The sequence below is a fragment of the Bacillus smithii genome (genome assembly GCF_001050115.1).
Classification (GTDB): Bacteria; Bacillota; Bacilli; order Bacillales; family DSM-4216; genus Bacillus_O; species Bacillus_O smithii.
This window is the reverse complement of the sequence record NZ_CP012024.1, coordinates 2,376,920-2,401,390: the sequence shown is the minus strand read 5'-3', so window position 1 is coordinate 2,401,390 and position 24,471 is coordinate 2,376,920. Positions and strand designations below refer to the sequence as shown.

The window sequence follows — 24,471 nt, the reverse complement described above, 5'->3', positions numbered from 1 at the left end:
TTTGTAATGATCTTGAGAGAATGATTCGTGATCTTAACATTTTTGGCGGAAAATAAGGGACATTTCGAGTGGGCAAGCGAATATTTTAGAAAATTTACGACCGTTTTCTCATGCATGCCTTGCGAAAATAGAAAAGCAGTGAAAAAATTTGACGACAAACTGCCTTTAAAAGACGACAAAACTCTTGTTCTTTTTTTGATTGAGTGTGCTAGGATAAGGCAATAAGAATGCACGGGGAGGGCAGGCAAATTGGACGAGCAAAAAAATCGCACGATCAAAATTGTACTAGATGGGAAAGAATCGGAAAAGAAGAACTCAATCACTCATCGTTGGAATACCAGTCAAAAGGAGACTGCTGCGGCGATTGAAAAAAACAGTGGCGAAGAAAATGAATCTTTTGCGTGGGTCCTTCCAGAAGAAGAAGTTCAAAAAATGGGAGAGGATCAAGGCTTTCATAAAATAGAATATGTTTCAACCTCTAAAGGAAAGAAAAAAAGCGGAAAAAGATCAGTGGGAGGAAAACAGGCTGCATCGCTTGCGTTATCCATAGTCAGCGCTATGATTGTCGGCATCATGCTCGGCTTTGTGATTGTTAAAGTTGTCACGAATGCGGATGCGGGAACACCGGTTAAGCAGGTCCGCTCTTCCCAGCAAGGAACTGTGCCGGCAAAAAGCAATAAGGAGGAAACGCTTGTACTTCCAGAACTTTCGGCGTCGATTGTTCAGGGAGGTATTTTCAGCAAAGAAGAAGCAGCGCAAGAGGTGCTGAAAAAAGTGAAAGATAAAGGGGTCCCTGCCGAAACGTTCATGCAGGATGGACAATACGTTCTTCTATTGGGTACGGCTGGATCGATTGAAGATGCAAAGAAGTTAGGCAGTCTTTGGAAAGAAAAAAAAGTGGATGTTTATGCGAAAACTTTTACGATACCGGAAAGAAAGATCCAAGCTGCTAAAAGCGACACTGGCCTGGTGGAGCAATACGTTTCTTTGTTTCAGCTGCTTTCGGCGGAGAGTGCCAATATTGTTCTGAACAAAGGAGCCGATTTAGCCAATCGAGACATCATTCAATCTAATTTGCAAAAAGTAGAAAAACAAACTCCTAAAACAACTGCTTTAAAAACCATGCAAAAATCACTATTAGAGGCTGGAAAGGATATCGTTCATTTGAGCAAGCAAGCGGATCGACAAAAAGGCATTGATGCCCAAGAACAACTGTTGAAATTTATCGGCGCCTATTCCTCTGCAAAGTAGTTTTTGATTCTTTGCAGGGCGTCCGTCAAAACGGAAAGTCAGTTGGATGCAGTATTGAATTCGCTTCGATAAGGATCTGGTTTTTGTTGTTCTGTCGCTTAAACGGTGAGTAAAATCAAGTAAACTAAAAGTAGATAACTCTAAACAAGCAACATTGTATTTTACGTCGGGACTCCAATTAGGGATTTTGGTGGTTGAAACGGCTGGTTAAGAGCAACAATTAAAGGAAAACGTTGTACTTCCATAAAATAAGGGAGGTACTGGAATGATCGTTTCAAGCGTAATATCAGTATTGTTTTTTGCAATGGCAATGTTTGGGGTAGTCAAGTTTACTCAATTACTTAGTGGCAAAAAGAATTTAAAACATAACTAGCATTGTTTTTTTCTAGGGATTCCTAAAATAAAGGAATCCCTAAATTTTTGCTTTAATACTTATTATCACGACCTTAGTTTTACAGGTAAAGAAAACTTTTGCTTGCTGTTTGTCAACGGTAAATCGGACTGAGTGAAGGATGAACAAAGTAGAATTTAAGGAGTTGACAAACTAACTACACCCGAACCCTCTTGGAATTGTCTGAATTTTTTGTTTTTATACCCTGTAAATTTTTTAAATGAAAGAATGACAAAACAGTTTCCTATGTTTACAAAAAACAAAGGATTGGTCCTACTTAAATCGTCAAAATTTAAAGTAAAAGATGAATGGTGAAAGGATTGTGTGAGTAAAATGTTTGTGGGAGAAATTCTTAGAATTCCCCGATGAGGGGGTTGGGAACGTAGGTTCGCAATCCCCCTCATCGGGGCCACCAAGCAAAGTGCGGTAGGATCCCAAGCAGGAAACATGAAAAAAGGACTCTCTCCCTGGTAAGATGATCATTGTTCACACCATCAAACAGGAGGAGAGAGTCCCATGAATATTCAACAACATCTTACCACAAATTCGTTGACATGGAAAGAGATCGAACTTGATTTGTTTCGAGCCTTGCAAAACGCCTTCACCGAGCTGTTTACGGCTCTGTTGGAGGACATCGACCGACAATTGGCGGAAACCCGGGACAAGCGCCGGTACCACTTGAAAGACAAACGACGCACCACGATTCAAACCTTGTTTGGCGAAGTTACCTTTGAGCGAAACTACTATTTAGACCGAGAACAAAACCGTTACACGTTTTTGCTTGATTCCTTTTTAGCGTTTGATGGATCGCAGTCAATCAGCCCTTGTCTAGAAGAAACGGCGATGGGATTGGCTGTGGAGTGCTCTTCCTATCGCAAAGCGGCTCATACGCTTGCCCAGATGGTCGGGTATCCGGTGATGAGCCATGAGACGATCCGCCAGTTGGTGCTCGAGGCTGAAGTTCCGCTGCACTGCCCGGTTGACCAGCGATATGGACGGGTGCTGTTTGTGGAGGCCGATGGACTGTTTGTCTCTCTCCAAGGGAAGGGAAAACGGGCCAAGGAAGACAAAATCCTGACCGTTCACGAAGGATGGAAGCGCAACGGCTCACGGATCGAATTCGTGAATCAGCGCCATTACGTCCATGAAGGCAAGGGGGAGGTGTGGGAAGGCTTCGAGGAATTTTTGATGAACGAATATGCCTATGATCCGTGTCGGGATCTTCTTGTCATCAACGGGGACGGCGCTCCATGGATTACCGCGTGCCGGGAGTATTTCAAAGGACGGGTCTGCTTCCAATTGGATCGATTCCACGTGGCGCGTGAGTTGCGCCAATGCCTCTCGGGCCATCCACGGTGGCAGGCGATTCGGCAAAAGCTGGCGAAGCAGGATGAAGAGAAGCTGCTTGTGGAACTGAACAGCGCCCTCGGCACGCTGGGGGACGAAGCGAAAGAACAACAGCTGGCTGCCTTGATCCACCGGATCGAATCGATGCCGGGATGCATCCGTGATTACCGGGAATGGCTGAAGGAGCAAGGAGTGGACACAACGGGCATGTATCCGATGGGGAGGGCTGAAAGCGTGATGAGCCAGCTGGCGTATCGGGTGAAATACCGCCGCAGTTGGACAGACAAGGGACTCAGGGCGTTTTTCAAGGCAATGATTGCCCGGATGGATGGGATTCGTCTTTTCGGACATCGTTTAGGAGAAGAATCGTCGCATCCGGCGGAGGAAACGGCATCTACCAAACAGACGATCGTGAACAAGGCGAAACAACGCATCCGCCGTCTTCTTCCAGAGGTAACGCGGAATAACGTGCCATATTTACAGCAATCGTCCGGGACTCCGATCTATCATGCCCTGTCTGAATTCAAGGGATGGTAAAAAAAGGTATACATATTCGTCTGTCATGGCAAGGGATGAGAGTCCGAAAGCGCTTACGGATGAAATTCAAAAAAATGGTTCGCTAACCTATGACTTACATCTATTTTCAGCGAACCAAAAAAATTCCCACAAAGTCTTGACTGACTCGAAAGGATTGAAGGATTTGTACTATAAGGTGAATATTGGTAAAATAGACGTGTATCTCCCTGACATGAAAGGAACGTGAAGGTATGCAAAAATTGATTTTGGCTTCTAGTTCTCCACGCAGAAAAGCACTTCTTCAAAGACTGAATATCCCCTTTACAGTTGAAATCAGCCATGTAGAAGAGAAGATCTCACCAGAAGCTCCCCCTGATGAAGCGGTAATGTCTCTTGCCCTCCAAAAAGCAAAAGCAGTGGCATCTCATGCACCGGAAGCTTTTGTTATTGGAGCTGATACAATGGTGTCTATTCACAATCAAATTTTAGGAAAACCGAAAAGCCGTGAGGAAGCTAAGAACATGTTGAAGATGCTGTCTGGACAAACCCACTCCGTTTATACCGGAACAGCCATTGTACATGGGGAGCAGCAACGCGTTTTCTATGAACGGACGGATGTTACCTTTTGGACATTGCCTGATGATGTAATAGATGACTATCTCAACAGCGGGGAATCGTTTGATAAAGCGGGTGCATACGGAATCCAAGGTCTGGGGTCAATATTCGTCAAAGAAATTCATGGCGACTTTTTTTCGGTGGTAGGACTGCCAATAGCAAGGGTATTCTGGACATTAAAAGAAATGGGATATCGGCCATTTGTTTCATGAGATGAAAGAGGAAGACAGAGCCTTTCATCTAAGAAAGTGGCATTGGAGCTGTTGTAAAAACGGATTGGCTTGTCAGGAACCGCTATTACACGCAAGTTTATTTCTATGCGAATCTTCCAAAAAGAAAAGACACCCCTGAAATTTTCCTTGTCATGGCTTGCCCGATCTTTTACCAAGGAAATGAAGGCATCGTATTGGAATCCCCTTTATTAGAACCTCTGATATAACGGGGATGATCACGATACCGTTCTATTCTTTCCTCCTCATTTTACAAATAGAAAAGTCCGGCGAACCAAAGCACAATTCCTTTTTTGACTCCGTTTTCATGAGTGAGCGGAGAACAGATGATAAACCAATATTGATACAAGGAGGATCAAATTTGTCAAAAGAATCGCTTAGGATCCATAACGTTCCACGTGAAGATCGGCCGCGGGAACGACTGATATTAAAAGGAGCGCACAGCTTGTCCAACCATGAATTGATCGCCATTCTTCTTCAGTCGGGGACAAAAGAAGAGTCCGTCTTGCAGCTGGCAAATCGGCTATTAAATCAGTTCGAAGGATTACGAATGTTAAAAGATGCTACTTTAGAAGAAATTACCTCTATTAAAGGAATTGGTCGGGCGAAAGCTGTTCAAATCATGGCGGCGCTGGAACTGGGCAGACGTATCCACAGTCTTTCATTAGACGAACGGTATGTTATCCGCTCTCCCGAAGACGGTGCAAATTATGTCATGCAAGAAATGCGGTTTTTAACACAAGAACATTTCGTGTGCCTCTTCCTTAACACCAAAAATCAAGTTCTCCACAAACAAACCATTTTTATCGGTAGTTTGAATGCTTCGATTGTTCATCCTAGGGAAGTGTTTAAAGAAGCGCTTCGCCGCTCCGCTGCCTCCATTATTTGCTTTCACAACCACCCATCCGGTGATCCGACGCCTAGCCGAGAAGATATTGAGGTGACCAAACGTTTAGCTGAGTGTGGAAAAATCATCGGAATTGAAGTTCTCGATCATCTCATTATCGGCGACCAAAAATACATTAGTTTAAAAGAAAAAGGCTACTTATAATGCTATGATTTTTCTGGGGGTTACGCTATAATATAATTTATGATTTTTACAAGTTTTTTCGAATTCCAATGGAGAATAGGGCCATCAGAATCTAGAGGGTTAGGCGCGTTTTGAAAGCCTTGCCTTGGTTTTTTCTGCTCACATTGCCGCTGTGGGAGAAACGACAGTTTATCAAGTTGTGGCACTAAAGGGGCATCAGTTGGAATGAGAACCACAAAAAGGCAATTCAAGCATTCGAACTGGTTCGCTTCTTTAACAGTCTTTTTTAAAGCGGGAAATCCTATTAGGCAGCAAAAAAACGTGCTTACCTAATGGATGGCTTTTGCAGAGATCACATTTTCAATTGCTATTTCGTATCAGTTAGAAAGGGAGATACAACAATGTTTGGAATTGGAGCAAGAGACTTAGGAATCGATTTGGGAACGGCCAATACACTTGTTTATGCAAAAGGAAAAGGAATTGTCGTACGGGAGCCTTCCGTGGTCGCCATTCAGACAGATACAAAACAAATTGTGGCAGTGGGAAATGATGCTAAAAATATGATCGGACGGACTCCTGGAAATGTGGTGGCTACTCGTCCGATGAAAGACGGAGTCATCGCGGATTACGAAACGACAGCTACCATGATGAAGTATTACATTTCTCAAGCAACTAAGAATAAAGGCTTTTTTACGCGAAAACCATATGTGATGGTATGCGTTCCTTCGGGGATTACGGCAGTGGAAGAAAGAGCCGTGATCGATGCCACTCGTCAAGCGGGTGCAAGGGATGCCTATACCATTGAAGAACCGTTTGCAGCGGCTATAGGCGCTAATTTGCCGGTATGGGAGCCGACGGGAAGCATGGTTGTGGATATTGGCGGAGGAACGACTGAAGTAGCGATTATTTCCTTGGGCGGCATCGTGACGAGCCAGTCATTAAGAGTGGCAGGTGATGAAATGGATGAAGCGATCATTGCGTACATTCGTAAGCAGTATAATTTATTAATTGGAGATAGAACAGCGGAAATTGTTAAAATGGAAATCGGATCGGCAGATGGTGAAGCGGAAGTCGAAAAAATGGATATTCGCGGCCGAGACCTGTTAACAGGATTGCCACAAACGATTGAAATTTCCGCGAAGGAAATTGCCACTGCCTTAAAAGATACCGTCTATGCTATTGTGGATACCGTGAAAAGCACGTTGGAAAAGACTCCTCCGGAACTGGCTGCTGATATTATGGATAGAGGAATTGTATTGACTGGGGGAGGAGCTCTGCTTCGCAATTTAGACAAAGTGATTAGCCAAGAAACGAATATGCCTGTGATCATTGCCGAAAATCCTCTTGATTGTGTAGCCGTTGGAACGGGTAAAGCGCTCGATCATATTCATATGTTCAAAAATAAAGCAAGATAAGATTGATTTTTATCGCAAATAGGATTCCCTTCCGCCCGTGAAAATGGGGCGGCAAGCGGCAAAAGAGGCGGCTGGCGCACAGTAAATAAAAAAGTTTTCTCATTCTTGAAACCAGCTGCCCCTGTTTTTTTGCCGATTGGGAAGCCTATCTGCTGATGACTTTTGATTTCATCCGTTGATGAAAAAAGGATAAAATAGAGGTGTACTTCATGCCACAGTTTTTTTCGAATAAACGTCTTATAGTTCTTCTTGTCAGCATTATCGTTCTCGTGGCATTGATCGGATATTCCCTGCGCAATAAAGCAAATATCTCTTGGCCGGAACAATTTGTAAAAGATATTGTTGGTTTAGGACAATCCGTTGTTTCAAAGCCTGCTGGCGCTATAACGAATTTTTTTGAAGATATTCAGAATTTAAAAAATACATATCAAGAGAATGAAAAGTTAAAAGCCCATTTAGCACAATTGGGGCAAATTGAAAGTGAAGTTAACCGATTGAAAAAAGATAATCAAGAGTTGCGGGCAGTCTTGAAAAAACAAGAAAGCCTGTCAGATTATAGCGTTATACAAGCAACGGTCATTGCGCGTAATCCGGACCGGTGGTTTGATCTTGTCACGATCGATAAAGGAAAAGCGGCAGGGGTAAAACCCGGTATGGCGGTTCAAACGGCGAATGGATTGATCGGCAAAGTAAAAAGTGCGGCAAAGTTTACGGCTTCGGTTGAATTGTTGAGTGCGCAAGATCCAAAAAACAGAATTTCAGCGGTGATTCAATCGAAGAAAAACGTTTACGGCCTCATTGAAGGTTACGATCAAGATAAAGGATATTTGCTGTTAAAGGATATCCCGTTCAATGCGAAAATTAAAAAAGGAGATAGCGTCATCACTTCTGGACTTGGCGGTGTTTTCCCGAAAGGGCTTTTAATTGGCAAAGTGAAAAAATTGGTGCCGGACCAATTCGGTCTGACGCAAACAGCTTATATCAAACCGGCGGCAGATATGTATGATCTTGAACACGTGATGGTTGTCAAACGGAAAATGAGAACCGCGAGTATGGCTTCAGATAATTCACAACAGCAGCAAAGCACAGTTGATGGGGAGGGGGAAATGTGAAACAGTTTCTTCTTCCTCTTATTATGGTTGCATGTTTCCTGAGTGAAAATGTGTTTTTTAACTGGACCCCGGAATCTGTGCTGGATGGCAGGTGGATATTAGCTCCCCGTTTTTTTGCGGTGGCTCTTATTTTAATGACGATTTTTTACAATCGATCCACAGCCATAAAATATGGATTTATATTTGGTCTGCTATTTGATGTGTTCTATACCGAAATGTTAGGTGTCTATATGTTTGTTTTCCCGTTTATTGTTTATATTACATCCAAATTGATGAAGGTCTTGCAAAGTGATTTTTTGATCGTTGCTTTGGTTGTGGTGATCGATCTTTCCGTTTTAGAATCCATACTTTATGCTTTAAATTTATTAATCCAGCGCACGGATCTTACATTTGGACAATTTTTGTCTGATCGGCTATGGGCGACTCTTATTCTGAATCTTGCTTTTTATCTAGTATTCGGAGGACTGTTAAAAAATGTGTTCACTCGTTTGAGGCGAGAGATTTTGGATGCGTAAAGCAATGTTTCATTTTTAGTGGGAATGGACGATATGGTAAAGCCCCCCTGTATCAAAAAGCACGTTGGAACCAACGCAACAAAGAATGCGAAACGAATCGTTCTCTTTTATATGGAATTCACATAATCGGAACATGACTATAAAAAAGGAAAACGCCGAATGGATGTCGAATTACTGGACGACAGAGGTGAACAGTGCGCCATGAAGAAAAGCCAAAATGTTGTGATGAAAGGAACAAAGGACGGATTGACCCTTCATTTAAATGATCGTTGTTCCTATGAAGAACTGCTTGAAGAATTGCAGGAAAAAATATTGTTGGATCATCAAGACGACGATTCACCGCTTATCTCCGTGAAAATCCAAACAGGCAATCGTTATTTGACAGACCAACAAATTAATCAAATTAAAGAGTTGATCGGTTCAAAAAAGAATTTAATTGTAGAAGATGTTTCCATGAATGTAGTCTCAATAGAGGAGGCTATGCGATGGAAACAAGAAAGCGAAATTATCACCATCGCCAGCATTGTTCGTTCAGGTCAAGTGATCGAAGTTCCGGGTGATTTGCTGTTGGTTGGAGACGTCAATCCTGGCGGTATGGTGATGGCGGGCGGCAATATTTTTATTATGGGATCCTTAAAAGGGATTGCTCACGCCGGATGCTATGGCAATGATGAAGCGGTTATTGTCGCTTCAAAAATGGTTCCAACACAGTTAAGGATTAGCAACTGTTTAAATAGAGCTCCTGATGAATATAGCGAAGATGAGAGTCATGAAATGGAGTGTGCCTACATAAATGAATCCAACCAAATTGTCGTCGATCGTTTGCAAGTTTTAAAACATCTTAGACCAAATATTACGAGATTTAAAGGGGGACAATAAAGTGGGTGAGGCGATCGTCATAACATCTGGAAAAGGCGGAGTCGGAAAAACAACCACTTCTGCCAATTTAGGGACAGCTCTTGCTCTATTAGATAAAAAAGTATGTTTAGTAGATACAGATATTGGACTACGAAATTTAGACGTGGTATTGGGATTGGAAAATAGAATTATTTACGATTTGGTGGATGTTGCAGAAGGGCGTTGTAAAATTCATCAGGCTCTCGTGAAAGACAAGCGGTTTAATGATCTGCTTTTTCTGCTTCCAGCTGCGCAAACGAGCGACAAGTCGGCTGTTTCTCCGGAACAAATAAAAAAGCTGGTTGAAGAATTGAAACAGGATTTTGATTATATCTTAATCGATTGTCCTGCAGGCATTGAGCAAGGCTATCGAAATGCAGTGGCAGGAGCGGATAAGGCCATAGTGGTTACCACTCCCGAAAAATCGGCGGTACGGGATGCTGATCGGATCATTGGTCTTTTGGAAAAAGAAAGTCATATTGAGCCACCTAAGCTTGTGATCAATCGCATTCGCAGCCATATGGTGGAAAATGGTGAAATGTTGGATGTCGATGAAATTACAACCCATTTGTCCATTGATTTGCTCGGAATCGTGGTAGATGACGATGAAGTGATTAAATCTTCGAATGCAGGGGAACCGATTGCACATGATCCGAATAATCGGGCGTCTATTGCTTTTCGGAATATTGCCCGGCGAATCCTCGGTGAATCCATCCCTCTTCAACCGCTTGAAACAGAAAAAGAAGGAGTTTTTTCGCGAATTAAAAAGTTTTTTGGCATTCGGAGCAAATAAATTTTGAAAGAACATTTTCAGGAAACGATTCGGCTTTGCTTTGGGATATTCTGACCAAAGAAGAGGCCGATTTTTTTTGTCTCTCCTTTCTTTGAAATGATGGGCAATAGTCATACTCTCTCTGGACAAGTCATAAGATGGAACATAAACGGAGCAAAGAGGGATGAGAGATGAAGGATCGAAAAAAGGAAATTAAGAAAAGAATTGCGAAACGAAACAGGGAAAAACGACGTCAAGCCAATCAGCGCGCCTTTCAGCCTATCAATATGGCATTTGGAGAAGAAATGGAATTTGATCACCAAGCCATTGATTACGAAGCTCCAAATGATGAGTACAGGCCTTTCGTGAAAAAGGAATGGTTTCTCTTTAAAATATTGGCTTCGGGAGCGCTTGTTTTGGGGACCGCGATTGTATTTAAAAGCCAATCACCTGTGATGGTCGACAGTCAAAAGTGGATACGCCAAGCAATGGAAACAGACATTCAGTTTGCCTCCATTGCCAACTGGTATGAAAAACAGTTTGGGAAGCCCTTGGCCATATGGCCGCAGAAAGAAAAAACAGTCACAGTGGACAAACCAAAAAAGGATTTGGCCGTTCCGGCGTCCGGAAAAGTGGTGGAAACATTTCAAGCGAATGGAAAAGGAGTCATGGTGAAGACAGGAAAAGGGGAAGTAGTAGATGCGATGAAAGATGGGCTTGTCATCTTTGCCGGGAAAGAAGCCGAAACGGGGAATACAGTAGTCATTCAGCATCCTGATCAATCCGAATCTTGGTATGGGCAATTGCAATCCATTTCTGTGGAGCCCTATCAACGCGTTCAGGCGGGGGAAGCAATCGGAAAGGCGAAAGACCGGGCAGACGGAACTTCTGGTGAATTTTATTTTGCAATCAAACAAGACGATCATTACATCGATCCAAACAAGGTGATCAAATTTGAATAAAGCCGTCACTTTTTTTTCAAAAATTCATATTCATCCTCTTCTTTGGCTGGTGATCGGAATTAGCGTTGCCACTGGATACTTTTTCGATTTAATCATGGTGTTATGTATTATTGCCATCCATGAAATGGGGCACTTTTTTACAGCCCTGTTTTTTTCGTGGAGAATCAGAAAAGTATCGTTGCTCCCGTTCGGCGGAGTGGCGGAAATGGATGAACACGGAAATCGACCTTTGCATGAAGAATTGCTGGTCGTCATCGCTGGTCCGATTCAACATGTATGGATGATGGGATTAGCCGCACTGTTGTATTCTTTTCATATAGTTCCGAAAGTATTTTATGATGATTTTCTTATGTACAATTGGATGATTCTTTGTTTTAATTTATTGCCGATTTGGCCGCTGGATGGCGGAAAATTAATCTTGCTCATACTGTCAAGAGTCAAAACTTTTTTGAGCGCTATGCAGTGGACAGTCGTTAGTTCCTTTTTTTTGCTCGTTTGCCTGCATGCAATGGTTTTGATATGGGCTCCGTTTCAACTCCATCTTTGGATTGTTCTCTCATTCTTATATTTTTCGCTTTGGCAAGAATGGAAACAACGTCATTATGTGATGATGCGCTTTTTGCTTGAACGTTATTACGGAAATCGAAGGGGGATACATCAGCTTAAACCGATCACTGTATCGAGCGATACGGTTTTATCGACTGTATTAATGCAGTTTCAACGGGGAGTCAAACATCCGATCATTGTGATGGAAAATGGAGAAGAAAAAGGAAAATTAGATGAAAATGAAGTGTTACACGCCTATTTCTCTGAAAAACAAACAACGGTGAAAATTGGCGACCTTCTTTATTATTATTGACGGGTGCTGACGAAATGAGTAAAGTATAGTGGACGAGGTGCTGTTTTTCCATTTACATGATAAATCTTTTTTTGACAGACGTACATGGATCGAATATGGATGTGACCAATCGGTTATGTTCAGATTTTTGCTGAGATATCAAGGAAGGTGGAATGTTTCTTACAGATAGATTTGAGACATTTGCACCTATTTTTTTATCTTCCAGCGACAAAAAGTTTTTTTGTTTTAATGTGGATATGTTGAAAAGGGTGGAATGATGAATCAAATTATCGTAAGTGCAAAAGGCCGGGAAAAGCGCATGGCAGTTCTCCGCGACGGAAAAGCGGATCAATTTCATATTTTTCAGCCTTCGCATCAATCCATTGTCGGAAATATTTATTACGGGGTTATCCAAAAAATTGAGCCGGGCATGAACGCTTGTTTTGTCGATATCGGAATCGGAAAAAACGGTTATTTGCCTAAAGATCAAATTCCTGATTCCCGCCAATTGCCGATTTCACAATTAGTGTTCGAAGGGGAAAAGATAGCGGTTCAAGTAAAAAAAGATGCCACTGATCATAAAGGTCCTGAGTTGACGGCCCTCATAGAATGGCCCGGGATGTATTTAGTCTATATACCGGCAGGAAATCATATCGCCGTTTCAAGAAAAATGGGTCAAGAAGAACGAGAAAACTGGAAACAATGGGCACAACAAATGAAAAAAGAGCAGGAAGGCGTCATTTTAAGAACTTCTGTTGCCGCTGGTGAAAAAACAGAAATTGAAAAGGAATGGGTGGCGTTGCGGGAAATGCATAGAAAGGTATTGTCCCAAATACCGAATAAAAAAGCCCCTTCTTTATTATTTCAAAGAGATCCGTTTAAGGAAGAAGCGATCGCTCAAATGATCAGATTAAAGAGCGGGTCGCTGATTGTGGACGATCCTGCTTTTCAAAAGTTGATTACTAGCGATGCCCGTTTCTCCAGTCAACATTGGCGTTGTGAGCTTCATCATCATCCGCAAGATCTTTTTTCCACTTTTGACCTTGATGCGGAGATACAAAAGGCATTAAAACAAATTGTCTGGCTTCCAAGCGGCGGATATGTCATTATTGAAAAAACGGAAGCGATGACAGTTATTGATGTAAATTCGGGGAAATATACGGGGAAAAGCGATTTTCGTCATACTGCTTTTCTCTCAAATATCGAAGCAGCAAGGGAAATTCCAAGGCAGATTCGATTGCGTGATATAAGCGGCATCATTTTAATCGATTTTATTAATATGGACTCGGACAAAGATAGAGAACAAATCCGGGCAGTGCTGGAGGAAGAAACAGCAAAGGATCCGAAAAGCGTGAACGTGTACGAATTTACTTCTCTCGGATTACTCCAGCTGACAAGAAAGAAAACGAAAAACTCCCTGCTGGAAACGTTGACGGAGCCTTGCCCTGTTTGTATGGGGAAAGGAAGAGTTTTAAGCGCAGCAACGACTGCTTTTCAAATGGAGAGAGCTCTTTTCGAATATGCGAGACAGGATCAAGAAGCTGTTTTGCTTGATGTAACGGAGGATGTCAAAAAAGCATTTGCCGGCGAACAAAATGGCGATCATTTTCATTTAGAGAATCTTCTAAAGAAAAAAATATTCTATAGGATTGTCAATCGGCCACATCCTTTTGGAGAAATCAGCCGACTGGGAACAGAGGAAGAAATGAAATTGCTAGGAGAAAGACCGAAAAAAGGTTGACACTCTTTTATAAAAGATGGTAAAATCTCAATGTTATTATTGTAGCACCCGTGCTACAACCGCTCATAACAGGTTTTAAGTTTTCGCTTTGCGAAACACCTGCCATTGGCGAGTCTTAGTTATTAAGGAGGTGCAGTAAATGTACGCTATTATTGAAACTGGCGGAAAACAGTTGAAAGTGGAAGAAGGTCAAACTGTTTATATCGAAAAAGTGGATGCTGCTGAAGGAGAAACTGTGACTTTTGACAAAGTTTTATTCGTAGGCGGCGAAGATGTAAAAGTAGGTACTCCACTTGTAGAAGGTGCAACGGTCACTGGCAAAGTGGAAAAACATGGCCGCGGCAAAAAAATCGTTGTTTTTAAATATAAACCAAAGAAAAATTATCGCCGCAAACAAGGTCATCGTCAACCTTACACAAAAGTCGTGATTGAAAAAATCAACGCGTAAGGCGATATAAGATGATAAATGTCGTGATCGAAAAAGATCGTTCCGGCAAAATTCGTTCATTTACAATGGACGGACACGCCGATTTTGCTGAATATGGCCAAGATATCGTTTGCGCGGGGGCATCAGCTGTGTCATTCGGGGCCATTAATTCCATCATGGTGTTGACAAATGTGGAACCGGAGATTGAACAAAAAGGCGGCGGAGGTTTTCTCCGTTGCGTTATTCCTGAAACGACGACGGGAAAAGAATTGGAAAAAGTTCAGTTTCTTTTGGAAGCCATGGTGGTGTCCTTGCAAACGATTGAACAGCAGTACGGAGATTTTATCAAGATCGTATTTAAAACTGTAGGAGGTGGAAAGAATGCTTAAATTAGATCTTCAGTTTTTTGCATCGAAAAAAGGGGTTGGGTCTACTAAAAACGGCCGCGACTCTATCGCAAAACGCTTGGGCGCTAAACGTGCGGATGGACAATTTGTAACAGGCGGTTCTATTCTTTATCGCCAACGCGGTACAAAAGTCTATCCTGGCGAAAACGTTGGCCGTGGCGGAGACGACACGCTATATGCTAAAATTGACGGCGTTGTTCGTTTTGAACGATTCGGTCGTGACAAAAAGAAAGTTAGCGTCTATCCTGTTGCGAAAGAAGCATAATCCTTTTTCTGTTAGGGGTGCCCAAAGGGAAACTTTTGGGCGCCCTCTTTTTTTGTTTTAAGGAGCATCGGAAGCGGTAAAAAGCGTTTGGTCGTTCATTGGTTGCATGCAGCTGCTTTTTAATAAGCAATCCTCTGTATCTCATTTCAATCTTTTCTGTTATACTTCATAATGAAGAAGAATGGGAAAACCATTGAGTGTGGGATGGTTACTATATGACAAAATAGGAGTAAAAGAATGAATAATGACTGGACGCTGCTGGAAGTTTTAAAATACGTGCGGCATGATTGGATGAATCGCATCCAGTTAATCAAGGGCAATCTTGATTTAGGACATACAGAAAATGCAAAACGTGTGATTGACGAAATTATTTTAAATAGCCGTCAGGAAACAAGGCTGACCAATTTAAATTTGCCATGTTTGGCTGAATGGATCATGACTTACAATTGGCGGTCTCGACAACTGACGCTAGAATACGAGATTTTGGATGATTATCGCAACGTTTCGTTAAACGATCAGCTCATAACAAAATGGATGTGCACTTTGTGCCAAGAAATCGAAAAGAGGGTGGATCCTCGAGGAGAGAATCATTTATTTCTTTCTATTCAAGAAAGAGGCAAGGCGCATTGTTTCTTTTTTGACTTAAGTGGGATAATAAAAGACAGCCATGAACTGGAAAGATGGATTGAGCAATCCGTCAAATCGCTTTTCGAAACAGAGGTGGAATTCATCGAATCAACAGATGAGAACTTGCAATTTCAAGTTTGTTTTTCTCCTATGGAAAGATAATCATCAAGTGTGGCTGGCACAGGACATAACCATTCTGTTTTGAAAGAAGTCCAATGATGATGAAGAAATAAATGGATTCTGGATGCTTAGGTGAGCAGTCCCCAGCTCTCCCTCGTGTTAAAAAAATTTGCAGCGCTCTTCAAAAAAGAGCGGCAACCTTTTAATAAAGATAAACTTTGTCAAAGAAGACCATCTGTTCTTCGTTTTTTTGATAAGCGATCTTTACACACGTATAAGATAAAAAACTTGTATGGTACCATTTAGAATAAAACGATCTTCAATAGACTTTATTGGGAAGTAAATGGAGGTTTTCTATGTTTGTCGATCAAGTCAAAATCTATGTTAAAGGCGGAGACGGCGGAAATGGCATGGTAGCGTTCCGACGTGAAAAATATGTGCCTAAAGGCGGTCCTGCCGGGGGAGACGGCGGCAAAGGAGCCGATGTTGTGTTCGAAGTCGACGAAGGACTGAGAACGTTGATGGATTTCCGCTATCAGCGCCATTTTAAAGCGCCGCGCGGAGAAAACGGAATGAGTAAAAATCAGCATGGAAAAAATGCGGAGGATATGGTGGTCAAAGTACCGCCGGGAACGGTTGTGATCGATGATGATACAAAAGAAGTCATTGCCGATTTAACGGAACACGGCCAGCGTGTAGTGGTAGCTAAAGGAGGAAGAGGAGGAAGAGGAAATACCCGTTTTGCCACTCCCGCGAATCCGGCTCCGGAAATTTGCGAGAAAGGCGAACCGGGAGAAGAACGATATGTCGTTCTTGAATTAAAGCTCCTTGCCGATGTTGGTCTTGTCGGTTTTCCAAGTGTAGGAAAATCTACGCTGTTATCTGTAGTGTCACGCGCAAGGCCTAAAATTGCCGATTACCACTTTACGACGATCGTTCCTAACCTTGGCGTGGTAGAAACAGAAGACGGCCGCAGTTTTGTGATGGCTGACTTGCCCGGGCTGATTGAAGGAGCCCATCAAGGGGTTGGATTAGGACACCAATTTTTGCGTCATATTGAGCGAACGCGTGTGATTGTCCATGTGATCGATATGTCGGCGTCAGAAGGTCGAGATCCATATGAGGATTATGTAACGATCAACAATGAGCTAAAAGAATATAACTTACGGTTAACCGAAAGACCACAAATTATTGTGGCTAATAAAATGGATATTCCAGAAGCACATGAAAATTTAAAACGGTTTAAAGAAAAACTTCAAGAAGACTATCCTGTTTTTCCTATTTCAGCTGCAACGAGAGAAGGAATACGGGAGCTATTGTTTGCGATTGCGGATAAGCTGGAAGAAACACCTGAATTTCCTCTTCATGATGCCGAAGAAAAACAAGGCGTTCACCGAGTCGTGTATAAATACGAACGGCCTGAAGAGGAGTTTACCATTACAAGAGATCCTGATGGCGCCTTTGTTCTGAGTGGGGCAAAAATTGAAAAGCTGTTTAAAATGACAGACTTTACCCGTGATGAATCCATCCGACGCTTTGCTAGACAAATGAGAAGCCTCGGAGTCGATGAGGCTCTCAGAGCAAAAGGAGCGAAAGACGGGGATACTGTCCGTTTATTGGATTACGAATTTGAATTTATCGAATAATGATGGAGTCGGGCCGGACTATTCGTTAAGCTATGTTCGGCCGAAGATTCTTTTCCACTAGCACTGCCAAAAGTTTTATTTTATCGCAATTGGGGGAAAATGCATTGCGAAAAAAGGATCTGAATCAAAAATTTTACTTAGTTCGTGAGGATGTCCTGCCGGAAGCCATGAAAAAAACGTTGGAAGTGAAAGAACTTTTGGAACGCGGAAAAGCCGATTCGGTCCAAGATGCTGTAAACAAAGTTGATTTAAGCCGGAGCGCCTTTTATAAATACAGGGATACCGTATTCCCTTTCCATACGGTTGTAAAAGAGAAGATCATTACGTTGTTTTTTTATTTGGAGGATCGTTCAGGGACGCTGTCACAATTGCTCGAGGTAGCGGCTCGTTTCCATTGCAATGTGCTGACCATCCACCAGACGATTCCCATTCAAGGCCGGGCGAATGTCACTCTTTCGCTTGACGTGACCAATATGTCAACGGACTTGGATGACTTGCTCAACAAGCTGAAAAAACTGGAATTTGTCGAAAAAGTGGAAGTGCTAGGTTCGGGTGCATAAAAATTAGGTATATTATTCCCACATTAAGGGACAGTAAGCCCTTTTTAGGAGATGTGCAGGAGAAAAAAGAGAAGGGGAAAAGGTCTAACTGCCTCTAAATGCCCGATTGGTTCCACTAACCATTCTTGTTCCCGCATGGAGGGGCAGTTGCCTCTGATGCCTAAATAGCTCCATTAATCATCCGTGAAACACCGATGGGAGTGTCACTCCATTTTTCATAATTTTCTTGACAGAGGGAGAGAGAAATCAAATGAAGATATCTTATTTAGGACCTGCGGCGACATTTACAGATTTAGCCGTTTGTTCTGCTTTTCCAAAAGCGGAAAAAAAAGCATGCATGACCATTCCGGAGTGTATGGATGAGGTTATGGAAGGAAAAGCGGATTTGGCAGTAGTACCGCTGGAGAATACTTTGGAAGGAACCGTGAATTTAACCATTGATTATTTAACCCAGGAAGTCGATTTAAAAATTATTGCAGAGTTGATTGCCCCCATTCGGCAGCATTTATTAATGCATCCTCAAAATGCAGAGCGTTGGAAGAACATCGAAAAAGTGATGTCTCATCCTCATGCCATTGCCCAATGCTATAAGTTTTTACATACATATTTTGAGAAAGTGCCATGTGAAGAAGCAGCATCGACTGCTGCCGCTGCACGTTACGTAAGTGAACATCCGGAAGAGCTCACCGCTGCGATTGGGAATTCATTATCCGCCGAAAAATACGGCTTAACCATCGTGAAGGAAAATATTCACGATTATGATTTCAACCATACCAAATTTATTGTGCTGTCCAAAGAAGAACAAAAGCTGGAATTACCTTATGAGTCTGGTGTGGAGAAGACGACGATTATGGTCACATTGCCATCGGATCAAGCGGGGGCGCTTCATCAAGTGTTATCAGCGCTTGCTTGGCGAAAAATCAACTTGAGCAAGATTGAATCCAGGCCGGTCAAGACCGGACTGGGAAACTATTTTTTCATTATCGATATTAATCAAAGGATGGACGACATTTTGCTTCCCAACGCCTTTGCTGAGATGGAAGCGCTGGGTTGTACAGTCAAAGTTCTTGGAAGCTATTTATCGTATCAAATTTAAATATGGAAAACGGGCATCCAGCCAAAAAGGCTTTTGATGCCCTTTTTTCATAAATGAAATGAAAAGAGCGATTAAGCCAGGAAATTCAATAAAACCTTTGCGGGTGCTCCGAGGCGTCAAACTATTCGTCTAAGAGAAATCCTGCTTTTTTCAGGGCTTTTTCCGCTGCGTCAAGAGTGCGGGAATCCTTGGCACTGACAGTATGGAGATGCACACCGTCGGTCAACTCCGACAAAAAGGCAGCGTTCGTTTCGCGAATTCTGGCCATAAACTGTTCGACCTCTTTGCGATTGGATACCATTATGGATGCTGTTAAATCACCGTATACAGGATGTTCGATTTTCACATCTTTTACGGTAAGACCATAGTCCACAAGCAAATTAAGCTCCGCTTCCGCTTCATCCGGAGAATGATAACAGGCGATCGTCCGCTCAAAAACGCCATCATTGCCTGACTGAGGTAAATACATATATCCTTGGCTTGTGGCAATAATCGGTTCATTTCTTGCTTTTAAAATAGTAATATCGTTAACAATCACTTGACGGCTAACGTTGGTTTTTTTCGCTAGTTCGCTTCCAGTGATCGGATCAGACGATTGTTTTAAATACTGCAAAATAAGCGTTCTTCTTTCTTCCCCTAAAATTTTTCTGCCGGAAGACAACAAAATCCCTCCAATTGCTTCAATATCTTTTAGCCGATTTTCTACTACGATTGTATCATAGTTCGTTGAGCTAGCGAACCCGGAGAGAACCGGCGAGCGATGTCATAAAGTGTTTTTGCCAGCTCTATGATATCAACATCAGGCGTTTGATCGCTGAAGGATATTCGGAAAAACTGTTTTGCAGAAGCATCAGGTTCTCTCATGGCGGTAATCGTTTTGGTTCCTTCTCCTTTTCCTTCTGAACACGCACTGCCGGTGGAAATGGCAAAGCCAAGCCGGTTGCATTCGAGCATGACAAGCTGCCCTTCTATTCCGTCCATGGTCATTCCGATAATGGATGGAAGCTGGACGCTTTGTTCCGCCTCATAAATGGTGTATGGGAAGTCTGGCAAGGCGGAACGAAAAAGTTTACGCTTTCTTGAGCATTCTTTCCAGTAAGATGGAGGATCTGTTTTGGCAGCAGCTAACGCGAAGGCGGCAATTCCGGGTACGTTGATCGTTCCGCCACGGAATCCGTCTTCTTGCGAAAGAAGCGGAAAGACCGGTTCATAGGAGCAGTCTGGGCGAATATAGACGGCTCCGACTCCTTTCGGTCCGCCGATTTTGTGAGAAGCAACGGAGAGACTGTCCACATAAGGAATGATTTCTCGTATATCGACTTTTCCAAAAGATTGGACGCAATCTGTGTGAAATAACACTTTTTTTCGATCGATAAGCCTGCTGATTTCCTGTATAGGTTGAAGTGTTCCGATTTCTTGATTCACGTGTTGGATGGAAATCAATATCGTGTCAGGACGAAGATTTTCAAGGACTTGTTCGGTCGATATTTGACCGTTTTTTTCCATTTTCAGTTTGGTTATTTGAAATCCCTCTTTTTCCAGAAAGTGAACGGCGGAAAGGACAGAAGCATGTTCACTTTCAGCCGTGATGATATGGTTTCCTCTGCCGATTTCCCGCGCTTTTCTGGCTAGTGATATGATGGCAAGCAAATTGCTTTCTGTTCCTCCTGAAGTAAAAAAAAGTCCTTTAGGTTCTACACCCATTTGTTCGGCAAGAATGGAGCGGCCGTTCTCCAATACGTCCCGGGCGCTGATCCCGATGTTATGATGGCTTTTGCTGTTTCCAAAATATATTTTGCTGATTTCCACATAGGCAGAAAGAGCTTCTTCGTCCATTGGAACAGTGGCCGCACAGTCAAAATATTTCATTTTTCCCACTCCTTTCGATTCTGTCAAAAAAAACGATTTCAAAAAATGCTTGTCAATAGTTTAATTTTATGCAAATATATGTGTCAAGACATCTGTAAAAATTCAAATAAAAATCTCCGGGGGAGTATAGAGGAAAATGTTACAGGCGTGTAGAGACAAAAAGGAGAGATAAAGAATGGAGAAAGAAGCGGATGTAGTGATTATCGGGGGAGGGGTGGCGGCTCTTCAGCTTGCTCGCTATCTTCATCCGCAATTTCATGTAGTGATCATGACAAAAAGCAAAATCCGAAACAGCAACTCTTACAAGGCACAGGGAGGGATTGCTGCGGTTGTTTCCGAGACGGATCGATTGGATTTGCATGTTCAGGATACGTTAGTTGCCGGAAGGTACCACCAATCTACTAAAGTAGTGGATAGCCTCGTGCGGGAAGGTTCTGAAGTGGTGAAAGAGTTAATCAAAAGCGGTCTTCCTGTTGACCGGAATGAAACGGGAGAGGTGGCGTTAGGACTTGAAGGAGCCCATAGTCGCCGCCGAATTGTTCATTGCGGCGGGGATGCAACAGGTCGTTATTTAATTGAATTTTTATTGGATCGGTTACCGCCAAATGTTGAAATAGTGGAGAATGAGCTGGTTTTTGAACTACTGCTTACAAACGATCGAAGCCGATGTATCGGCGTAGCGGCAAAATCAGTTGACGGTTCTGTTCATCGCTATTTTGGCCGTCATATTGTTCTGGCAACAGGGGGAGCAGGCGCACTTTATCCGTATACATCCAATCATCCGCGAATGATCGGAGATGGAGTGGCGATGGCTTACCGAGCTGGAGCGGCAGTGGCTGATATGGAATTTGTTCAGTTCCACCCAACATTGTTATACGTAGATGGAGCAACAAAAGGTTTAATTTCAGAAGCGGTAAGAGGAGCCGGAGCTATTTTACTGGACAGTAAAGGAAGGCGGATCATGGAAGGAGTTCATCCACAAAAAGATTTGGCTCCGAGACATATTGTCGCCTATGAGATTTACAAAAGAAGAGCAGAACAGCAGGACGTTTTTTTAGATATAAGCGGAATATCTCATTTTGAAGAAAAGTTCCCGAGCATTTCTCAATTATGCCGCGAGCAGGGTGTGGATCTTAAGGAAGGAAAAATCCCGGTAGTGCCCGGAAGCCACTTTTTAATGGGCGGAATCGTCATCGATTCCTTTGGACGAACTTCGGTCAATGGATTATATGCGATCGGGGAAACAGCATCCAGCGGGGTCCATGGAGCCAATAGGCTGGCCAGTAATTCTCTTTTAGAAGGGCTTGTGTTTGGGAAAAGAACAGCTGAGTTTATCAACCATGAATCTCACGTTTCGTCGATACGATCCGTTCTTTATGACTATCCGTTGAAAGTGAAAGAAGACGAAATGCCAAATCTCGATTCAGAACAGTTGAAATGGAACATGATCGAAAATGTAGGCGTCATCCGAGATGAAGCCGGACTTAACAGACAATTGAATTGGCTGCCGGTTCAGTTTTTGGAATCTTTGATGGAACAATCTTTGGAAAGGCTATCAATCGAACAAATTCAAACGATTTTTATGTTTATCAATAGTTTTATCATGACGAAGTCGGCATTGATTCGGAAAGAGAGTCGCGGTGCCCACATACGAAGCGATTTTCCAAATGAAGACCTTTTTTGGAAAGGTCGGCGCATTATCCATGAACAAACGAAAATAACATGGAGGAGAGGGTCTTATGAATCGCATCAAACTGGAATCCATGCTTAAAGATTTTTTTATCGAAGATATTGGGGACGGGGATATAAGTGCAGAAGCCATTTTTACGGCTGATGATCGCGGCTCTTTTTACTTTTTGTCAAAGGCGGACGGCGTTTTTTGTGGCAGTGATGTCATTAAGACAGGTTTTCGTCTGATCGATCCCACTTCGGAGGTAACCGTATATCGGAAAGATGGCGATGTTGTGGAAAAAGGAGAACTCATAGCTGAAATCAAGGGTGCGATGCGCGGCCTTCTCCAAGGCGAAAGGGTGATCTTAAATTTGATTCAAAGGATGTCCGGGATTGCCACAGTAACGGCTAAGGCAGTTGAAATCGTTAAAGGGACGGGGGCGAATATTTGCGATACAAGAAAAACAACTCCCGGTCTAAGGATGCTTGAAAAATATGCCGTTCGAGTAGGCGGAGGCTATAACCATCGCAAAGGACTTTTTGATGCCATTATGTTAAAAGATAATCATATTGCATTTGCAGGGAGTATTTTGTCTGCGGTGAAAAGGGCAAAACAGTTTGCCGGGCACACGACGAAAGTAGAAGTGGAAATTGAAACGAAAGAACAGCTGCTGGAAGCGGTAGAAGCCGGTGCCGATGTTATTATGTTTGATAATTGCACTCCGGAACAAATACGCGATTGGATCATTTATGTGCCGAATCATATTCGTACAGAAGCTTCAGGAGGCATTACTTTGTCGAATTTGAGAGCGTATGCCGAAACGGGTGTACAATGGATTTCTCTTGGCTTTTTGACCCACTCTTACCAAGTGCTCGATATCAGCGCAAAGGTGCAGCCAAATTTTATATCTTAAAAGGGGGATTGGATGATGAATTTGTTGCAGGCGCTTCAACAAACAACGGTGATTCCGGAGCATTATAACAAGATGACCATTCAAGAGATGGAAGAAAGAGTCCGAGAATTGAAAACTCGTTTAGGAGAACGATTGTTTATTCCCGGGCATCATTATCAAAGGGATGAAGTGATTCAATTTGCGGATGCCGTTGGAGATTCTTTTAAGCTTGCGAGGATTTCCGCTGATAATAAAAAGGCGGAATACATCGTCTTTTGCGGTGTTCATTTTATGGCGGAGACGGCTGATATTTTGACCGCGCCTGATCAAAAAGTGATATTGCCCGATAGGAAAGCCGGCTGCTCGATGGCGGATATGGCGGATATCCATCAAACAGAGAGGGCATGGAACAAGCTGGCGAATTGGTTTGGCGACACCGTTTTGCCATTAACATATGTGAATTCCACGGCGGAGATCAAAGCATTTGTTGGCAGAAACGGCGGAGCCACGGTCACTTCTTCCAATGCCCATAAAATATTGAAATGGGGATTCTCGCAAAAAGAACGAATTCTGTTTCTCCCGGACCAACATCTTGGACGAAATACCGCTTATGATTTAGGTGTCGATCTTCAACAAATGGCTCTTTGGGACCCGTTGAAAGACGAATTGATCTACGATGGGGATGTGAATGAGATTAAAGTGATTTTATGGAAAGGGCATTGTTCTGTACATGAAAATTTTACTATCCATAATGTCCGGGAAGTACGGAATAAATATCCGAACATCAATATTATCGTACATCCGGAATGTCGTCGGGAAGTCGTGGAGGCTTCGGATAGCAGCGGTTCCACGAACTACATTATCCAAACAATTGAAAAAGCGGCGCCGGGAACATCTTGGGCGATTGGAACAGAAATGAATCTCGTCAGTCGTCTGATCAAACAACATCCGGATAAACATATTATTTCCCTTAACCCGAATTTTTGCCCGTGTATGACGATGAACCGTATTGATCTTCCCCATCTGCTTTGGTCATTGGAGTCCATTTACAAAGGAGATTCCGTCAATTTCATCAAGGTGCCTGAACAAGTAGCGATTGAAGCCAAACTTGCGCTTGAACGAATGCTTGCACTTGCATGATTCAAAATGGCCGCCTATCATGTCTTTCCGAGCAGGAAAGGCATATTTTTTGGGGAAAAAACATAAATTTTTGTGTAAGTTCAATCGCATTTTGGGATCTGAGGCATACAATATATGG

24 protein-coding genes and 1 other annotated feature are annotated in these 24,471 nt (G+C 42.7%); of the genes, 22 read left to right on the top strand and 2 right to left on the bottom strand.

Translation table 11 applies throughout. The features are described from left to right. Window positions 1-249 precede the first annotated feature (249 nt). The 19 genes from BSM4216_RS11285 to pheA all read left to right on the top strand — a co-directional run bounded on the left by BSM4216_RS11285 (window position 250) and on the right by pheA (window position 18,780). Entirely contained in the window at window positions 250-1,251 is a 1,002-nt protein-coding gene (locus BSM4216_RS11285) for an SPOR domain-containing protein (protein ID WP_048623771.1), read from the top strand. Window positions 1,252-2,158: 907 nt separating this feature from the next. Further along, window positions 2,159-3,526 (top strand): ISLre2 family transposase, encoded by a 1,368-nt coding sequence (locus tag BSM4216_RS11280; RefSeq protein WP_003355652.1) that lies wholly within the window; start codon window positions 2,159-2,161, stop codon window positions 3,524-3,526. 230 nt (window positions 3,527-3,756) lie between these two features. After that, on the top strand, window positions 3,757-4,332 hold the full coding sequence (locus BSM4216_RS11270) for a Maf family protein (protein ID WP_048623769.1): 576 nt from the start codon (window positions 3,757-3,759) through the stop codon (window positions 4,330-4,332). Window positions 4,333-4,711: 379 nt separating this feature from the next. Continuing rightward, window positions 4,712-5,401, top strand: coding sequence for a RadC family protein (gene radC / locus BSM4216_RS11265; protein ID WP_003355529.1), 690 nt, complete (start codon window positions 4,712-4,714; stop codon window positions 5,399-5,401). A gap of 380 nt (window positions 5,402-5,781) precedes the next feature. Next, the gene (locus tag BSM4216_RS11260; protein ID WP_048623768.1) at window positions 5,782-6,795 is read left to right on the top strand and encodes a rod shape-determining protein; all 1,014 of its coding nucleotides are present in this window, start codon (window positions 5,782-5,784) and stop codon (window positions 6,793-6,795) included. Window positions 6,796-7,004: 209 nt separating this feature from the next. After that, the gene (gene mreC / locus BSM4216_RS11255; protein ID WP_003355527.1) at window positions 7,005-7,907 is read left to right on the top strand and encodes a rod shape-determining protein MreC; all 903 of its coding nucleotides are present in this window, start codon (window positions 7,005-7,007) and stop codon (window positions 7,905-7,907) included. Then, window positions 7,904-8,422, top strand: coding sequence for a rod shape-determining protein MreD (gene mreD, locus BSM4216_RS11250; RefSeq protein WP_003355526.1), 519 nt, complete (start codon window positions 7,904-7,906; stop codon window positions 8,420-8,422). Before mreC ends, mreD begins: the two co-directional genes overlap by 4 nt. Before the next feature lie 201 nt (window positions 8,423-8,623). After that, the gene (gene minC / locus BSM4216_RS11245; RefSeq protein ID WP_003355524.1) at window positions 8,624-9,301 is read left to right on the top strand and encodes a septum site-determining protein MinC; all 678 of its coding nucleotides are present in this window, start codon (window positions 8,624-8,626) and stop codon (window positions 9,299-9,301) included. A 1-nt stretch (window position 9,302) separates the two neighbouring features. Continuing rightward, on the top strand, window positions 9,303-10,112 hold the full coding sequence (gene minD, locus BSM4216_RS11240; protein ID WP_003355523.1) for a septum site-determining protein MinD: 810 nt from the start codon (window positions 9,303-9,305) through the stop codon (window positions 10,110-10,112). 170 nt (window positions 10,113-10,282) lie between these two features. Beyond that, complete coding sequence (locus BSM4216_RS11235) at window positions 10,283-11,053, top strand: M23 family metallopeptidase (RefSeq protein WP_048623767.1); 771 nt, start codon at window positions 10,283-10,285, stop codon at window positions 11,051-11,053. Then, entirely contained in the window at window positions 11,046-11,912 is an 867-nt protein-coding gene (locus BSM4216_RS11230; protein WP_048623766.1) for a M50 family metallopeptidase, read from the top strand. The genes BSM4216_RS11235 and BSM4216_RS11230 overlap by 8 nt, the downstream gene beginning before the upstream one ends. 256 nt (window positions 11,913-12,168) lie before the next feature. Next, window positions 12,169-13,632, top strand: a complete 1,464-nt coding sequence (locus tag BSM4216_RS11225) for an Rne/Rng family ribonuclease (protein ID WP_048623765.1) — start codon at window positions 12,169-12,171, stop codon at window positions 13,630-13,632. Window positions 13,633-13,679: 47 nt separating this feature from the next. Next, window positions 13,680-13,758, top strand: a sequence feature (ribosomal protein L21 leader region). 13 nt (window positions 13,759-13,771) lie between these two features. Beyond that, window positions 13,772-14,080: a 50S ribosomal protein L21 gene (gene rplU, locus BSM4216_RS11220; RefSeq protein WP_003355519.1), complete on the top strand. Its 309-nt coding sequence runs from the start codon at window positions 13,772-13,774 to the stop codon at window positions 14,078-14,080. Window positions 14,081-14,091: 11 nt separating this feature from the next. Continuing rightward, complete coding sequence (locus tag BSM4216_RS11215) at window positions 14,092-14,448, top strand: ribosomal-processing cysteine protease Prp (RefSeq protein WP_003355518.1); 357 nt, start codon at window positions 14,092-14,094, stop codon at window positions 14,446-14,448. Continuing rightward, window positions 14,441-14,731 (top strand): 50S ribosomal protein L27, encoded by a 291-nt coding sequence (gene rpmA, locus BSM4216_RS11210; protein ID WP_003355517.1) that lies wholly within the window; start codon window positions 14,441-14,443, stop codon window positions 14,729-14,731. The genes BSM4216_RS11215 and rpmA overlap by 8 nt, the downstream gene beginning before the upstream one ends. A 237-nt stretch (window positions 14,732-14,968) precedes the next feature. After that, complete coding sequence (locus tag BSM4216_RS11205) at window positions 14,969-15,520, top strand: Spo0B C-terminal domain-containing protein (protein ID WP_003355515.1); 552 nt, start codon at window positions 14,969-14,971, stop codon at window positions 15,518-15,520. Between the two features lie 314 nt (window positions 15,521-15,834). After that, complete coding sequence (gene obgE / locus BSM4216_RS11200; RefSeq protein ID WP_048623764.1) at window positions 15,835-17,124, top strand: GTPase ObgE; 1,290 nt, start codon at window positions 15,835-15,837, stop codon at window positions 17,122-17,124. Between the two features lie 104 nt (window positions 17,125-17,228). Beyond that, a complete protein-coding gene (locus BSM4216_RS11195; RefSeq protein ID WP_048623763.1) occupies window positions 17,229-17,684 on the top strand; it encodes an ACT domain-containing protein in 456 nt (151 codons plus the stop codon). Between the two features lie 250 nt (window positions 17,685-17,934). Beyond that, window positions 17,935-18,780: a prephenate dehydratase gene (gene pheA, locus BSM4216_RS11190; protein ID WP_003355511.1), complete on the top strand. Its 846-nt coding sequence runs from the start codon at window positions 17,935-17,937 to the stop codon at window positions 18,778-18,780. Between the two features lie 121 nt (window positions 18,781-18,901). On the opposite strand, the gene BSM4216_RS11185 is transcribed toward pheA, so the two are convergent. Beyond that, the gene (locus tag BSM4216_RS11185) at window positions 18,902-19,441 is read right to left on the bottom strand and encodes a transcription repressor NadR (RefSeq protein ID WP_048623762.1); all 540 of its coding nucleotides are present in this window, start codon (window positions 19,439-19,441) and stop codon (window positions 18,902-18,904) included. A gap of 44 nt (window positions 19,442-19,485) precedes the next feature. Continuing rightward, on the bottom strand, window positions 19,486-20,649 hold the full coding sequence (locus BSM4216_RS11180; RefSeq protein ID WP_048623761.1) for an IscS subfamily cysteine desulfurase: 1,164 nt from the start codon (window positions 20,647-20,649) through the stop codon (window positions 19,486-19,488). A gap of 175 nt (window positions 20,650-20,824) precedes the next feature. Between BSM4216_RS11180 and nadB the strand changes: the two genes are divergently transcribed. Genes nadB through nadA form a run of 3 tightly spaced genes read left to right on the top strand, consistent with a single transcriptional unit; the run spans window position 20,825 to window position 24,353 of the window. After that, window positions 20,825-22,420, top strand: a complete 1,596-nt coding sequence (gene nadB, locus BSM4216_RS11175; RefSeq protein ID WP_048623760.1) for an L-aspartate oxidase — start codon at window positions 20,825-20,827, stop codon at window positions 22,418-22,420. Beyond that, on the top strand, window positions 22,389-23,234 hold the full coding sequence (gene nadC, locus BSM4216_RS11170; protein ID WP_048623759.1) for a carboxylating nicotinate-nucleotide diphosphorylase: 846 nt from the start codon (window positions 22,389-22,391) through the stop codon (window positions 23,232-23,234). The genes nadB and nadC overlap by 32 nt, the downstream gene beginning before the upstream one ends. A gap of 15 nt (window positions 23,235-23,249) precedes the next feature. Further along, window positions 23,250-24,353: a quinolinate synthase NadA gene (gene nadA / locus BSM4216_RS11165; RefSeq protein ID WP_048623758.1), complete on the top strand. Its 1,104-nt coding sequence runs from the start codon at window positions 23,250-23,252 to the stop codon at window positions 24,351-24,353. The last annotated feature ends 118 nt before the right edge of the window (window positions 24,354-24,471 follow it).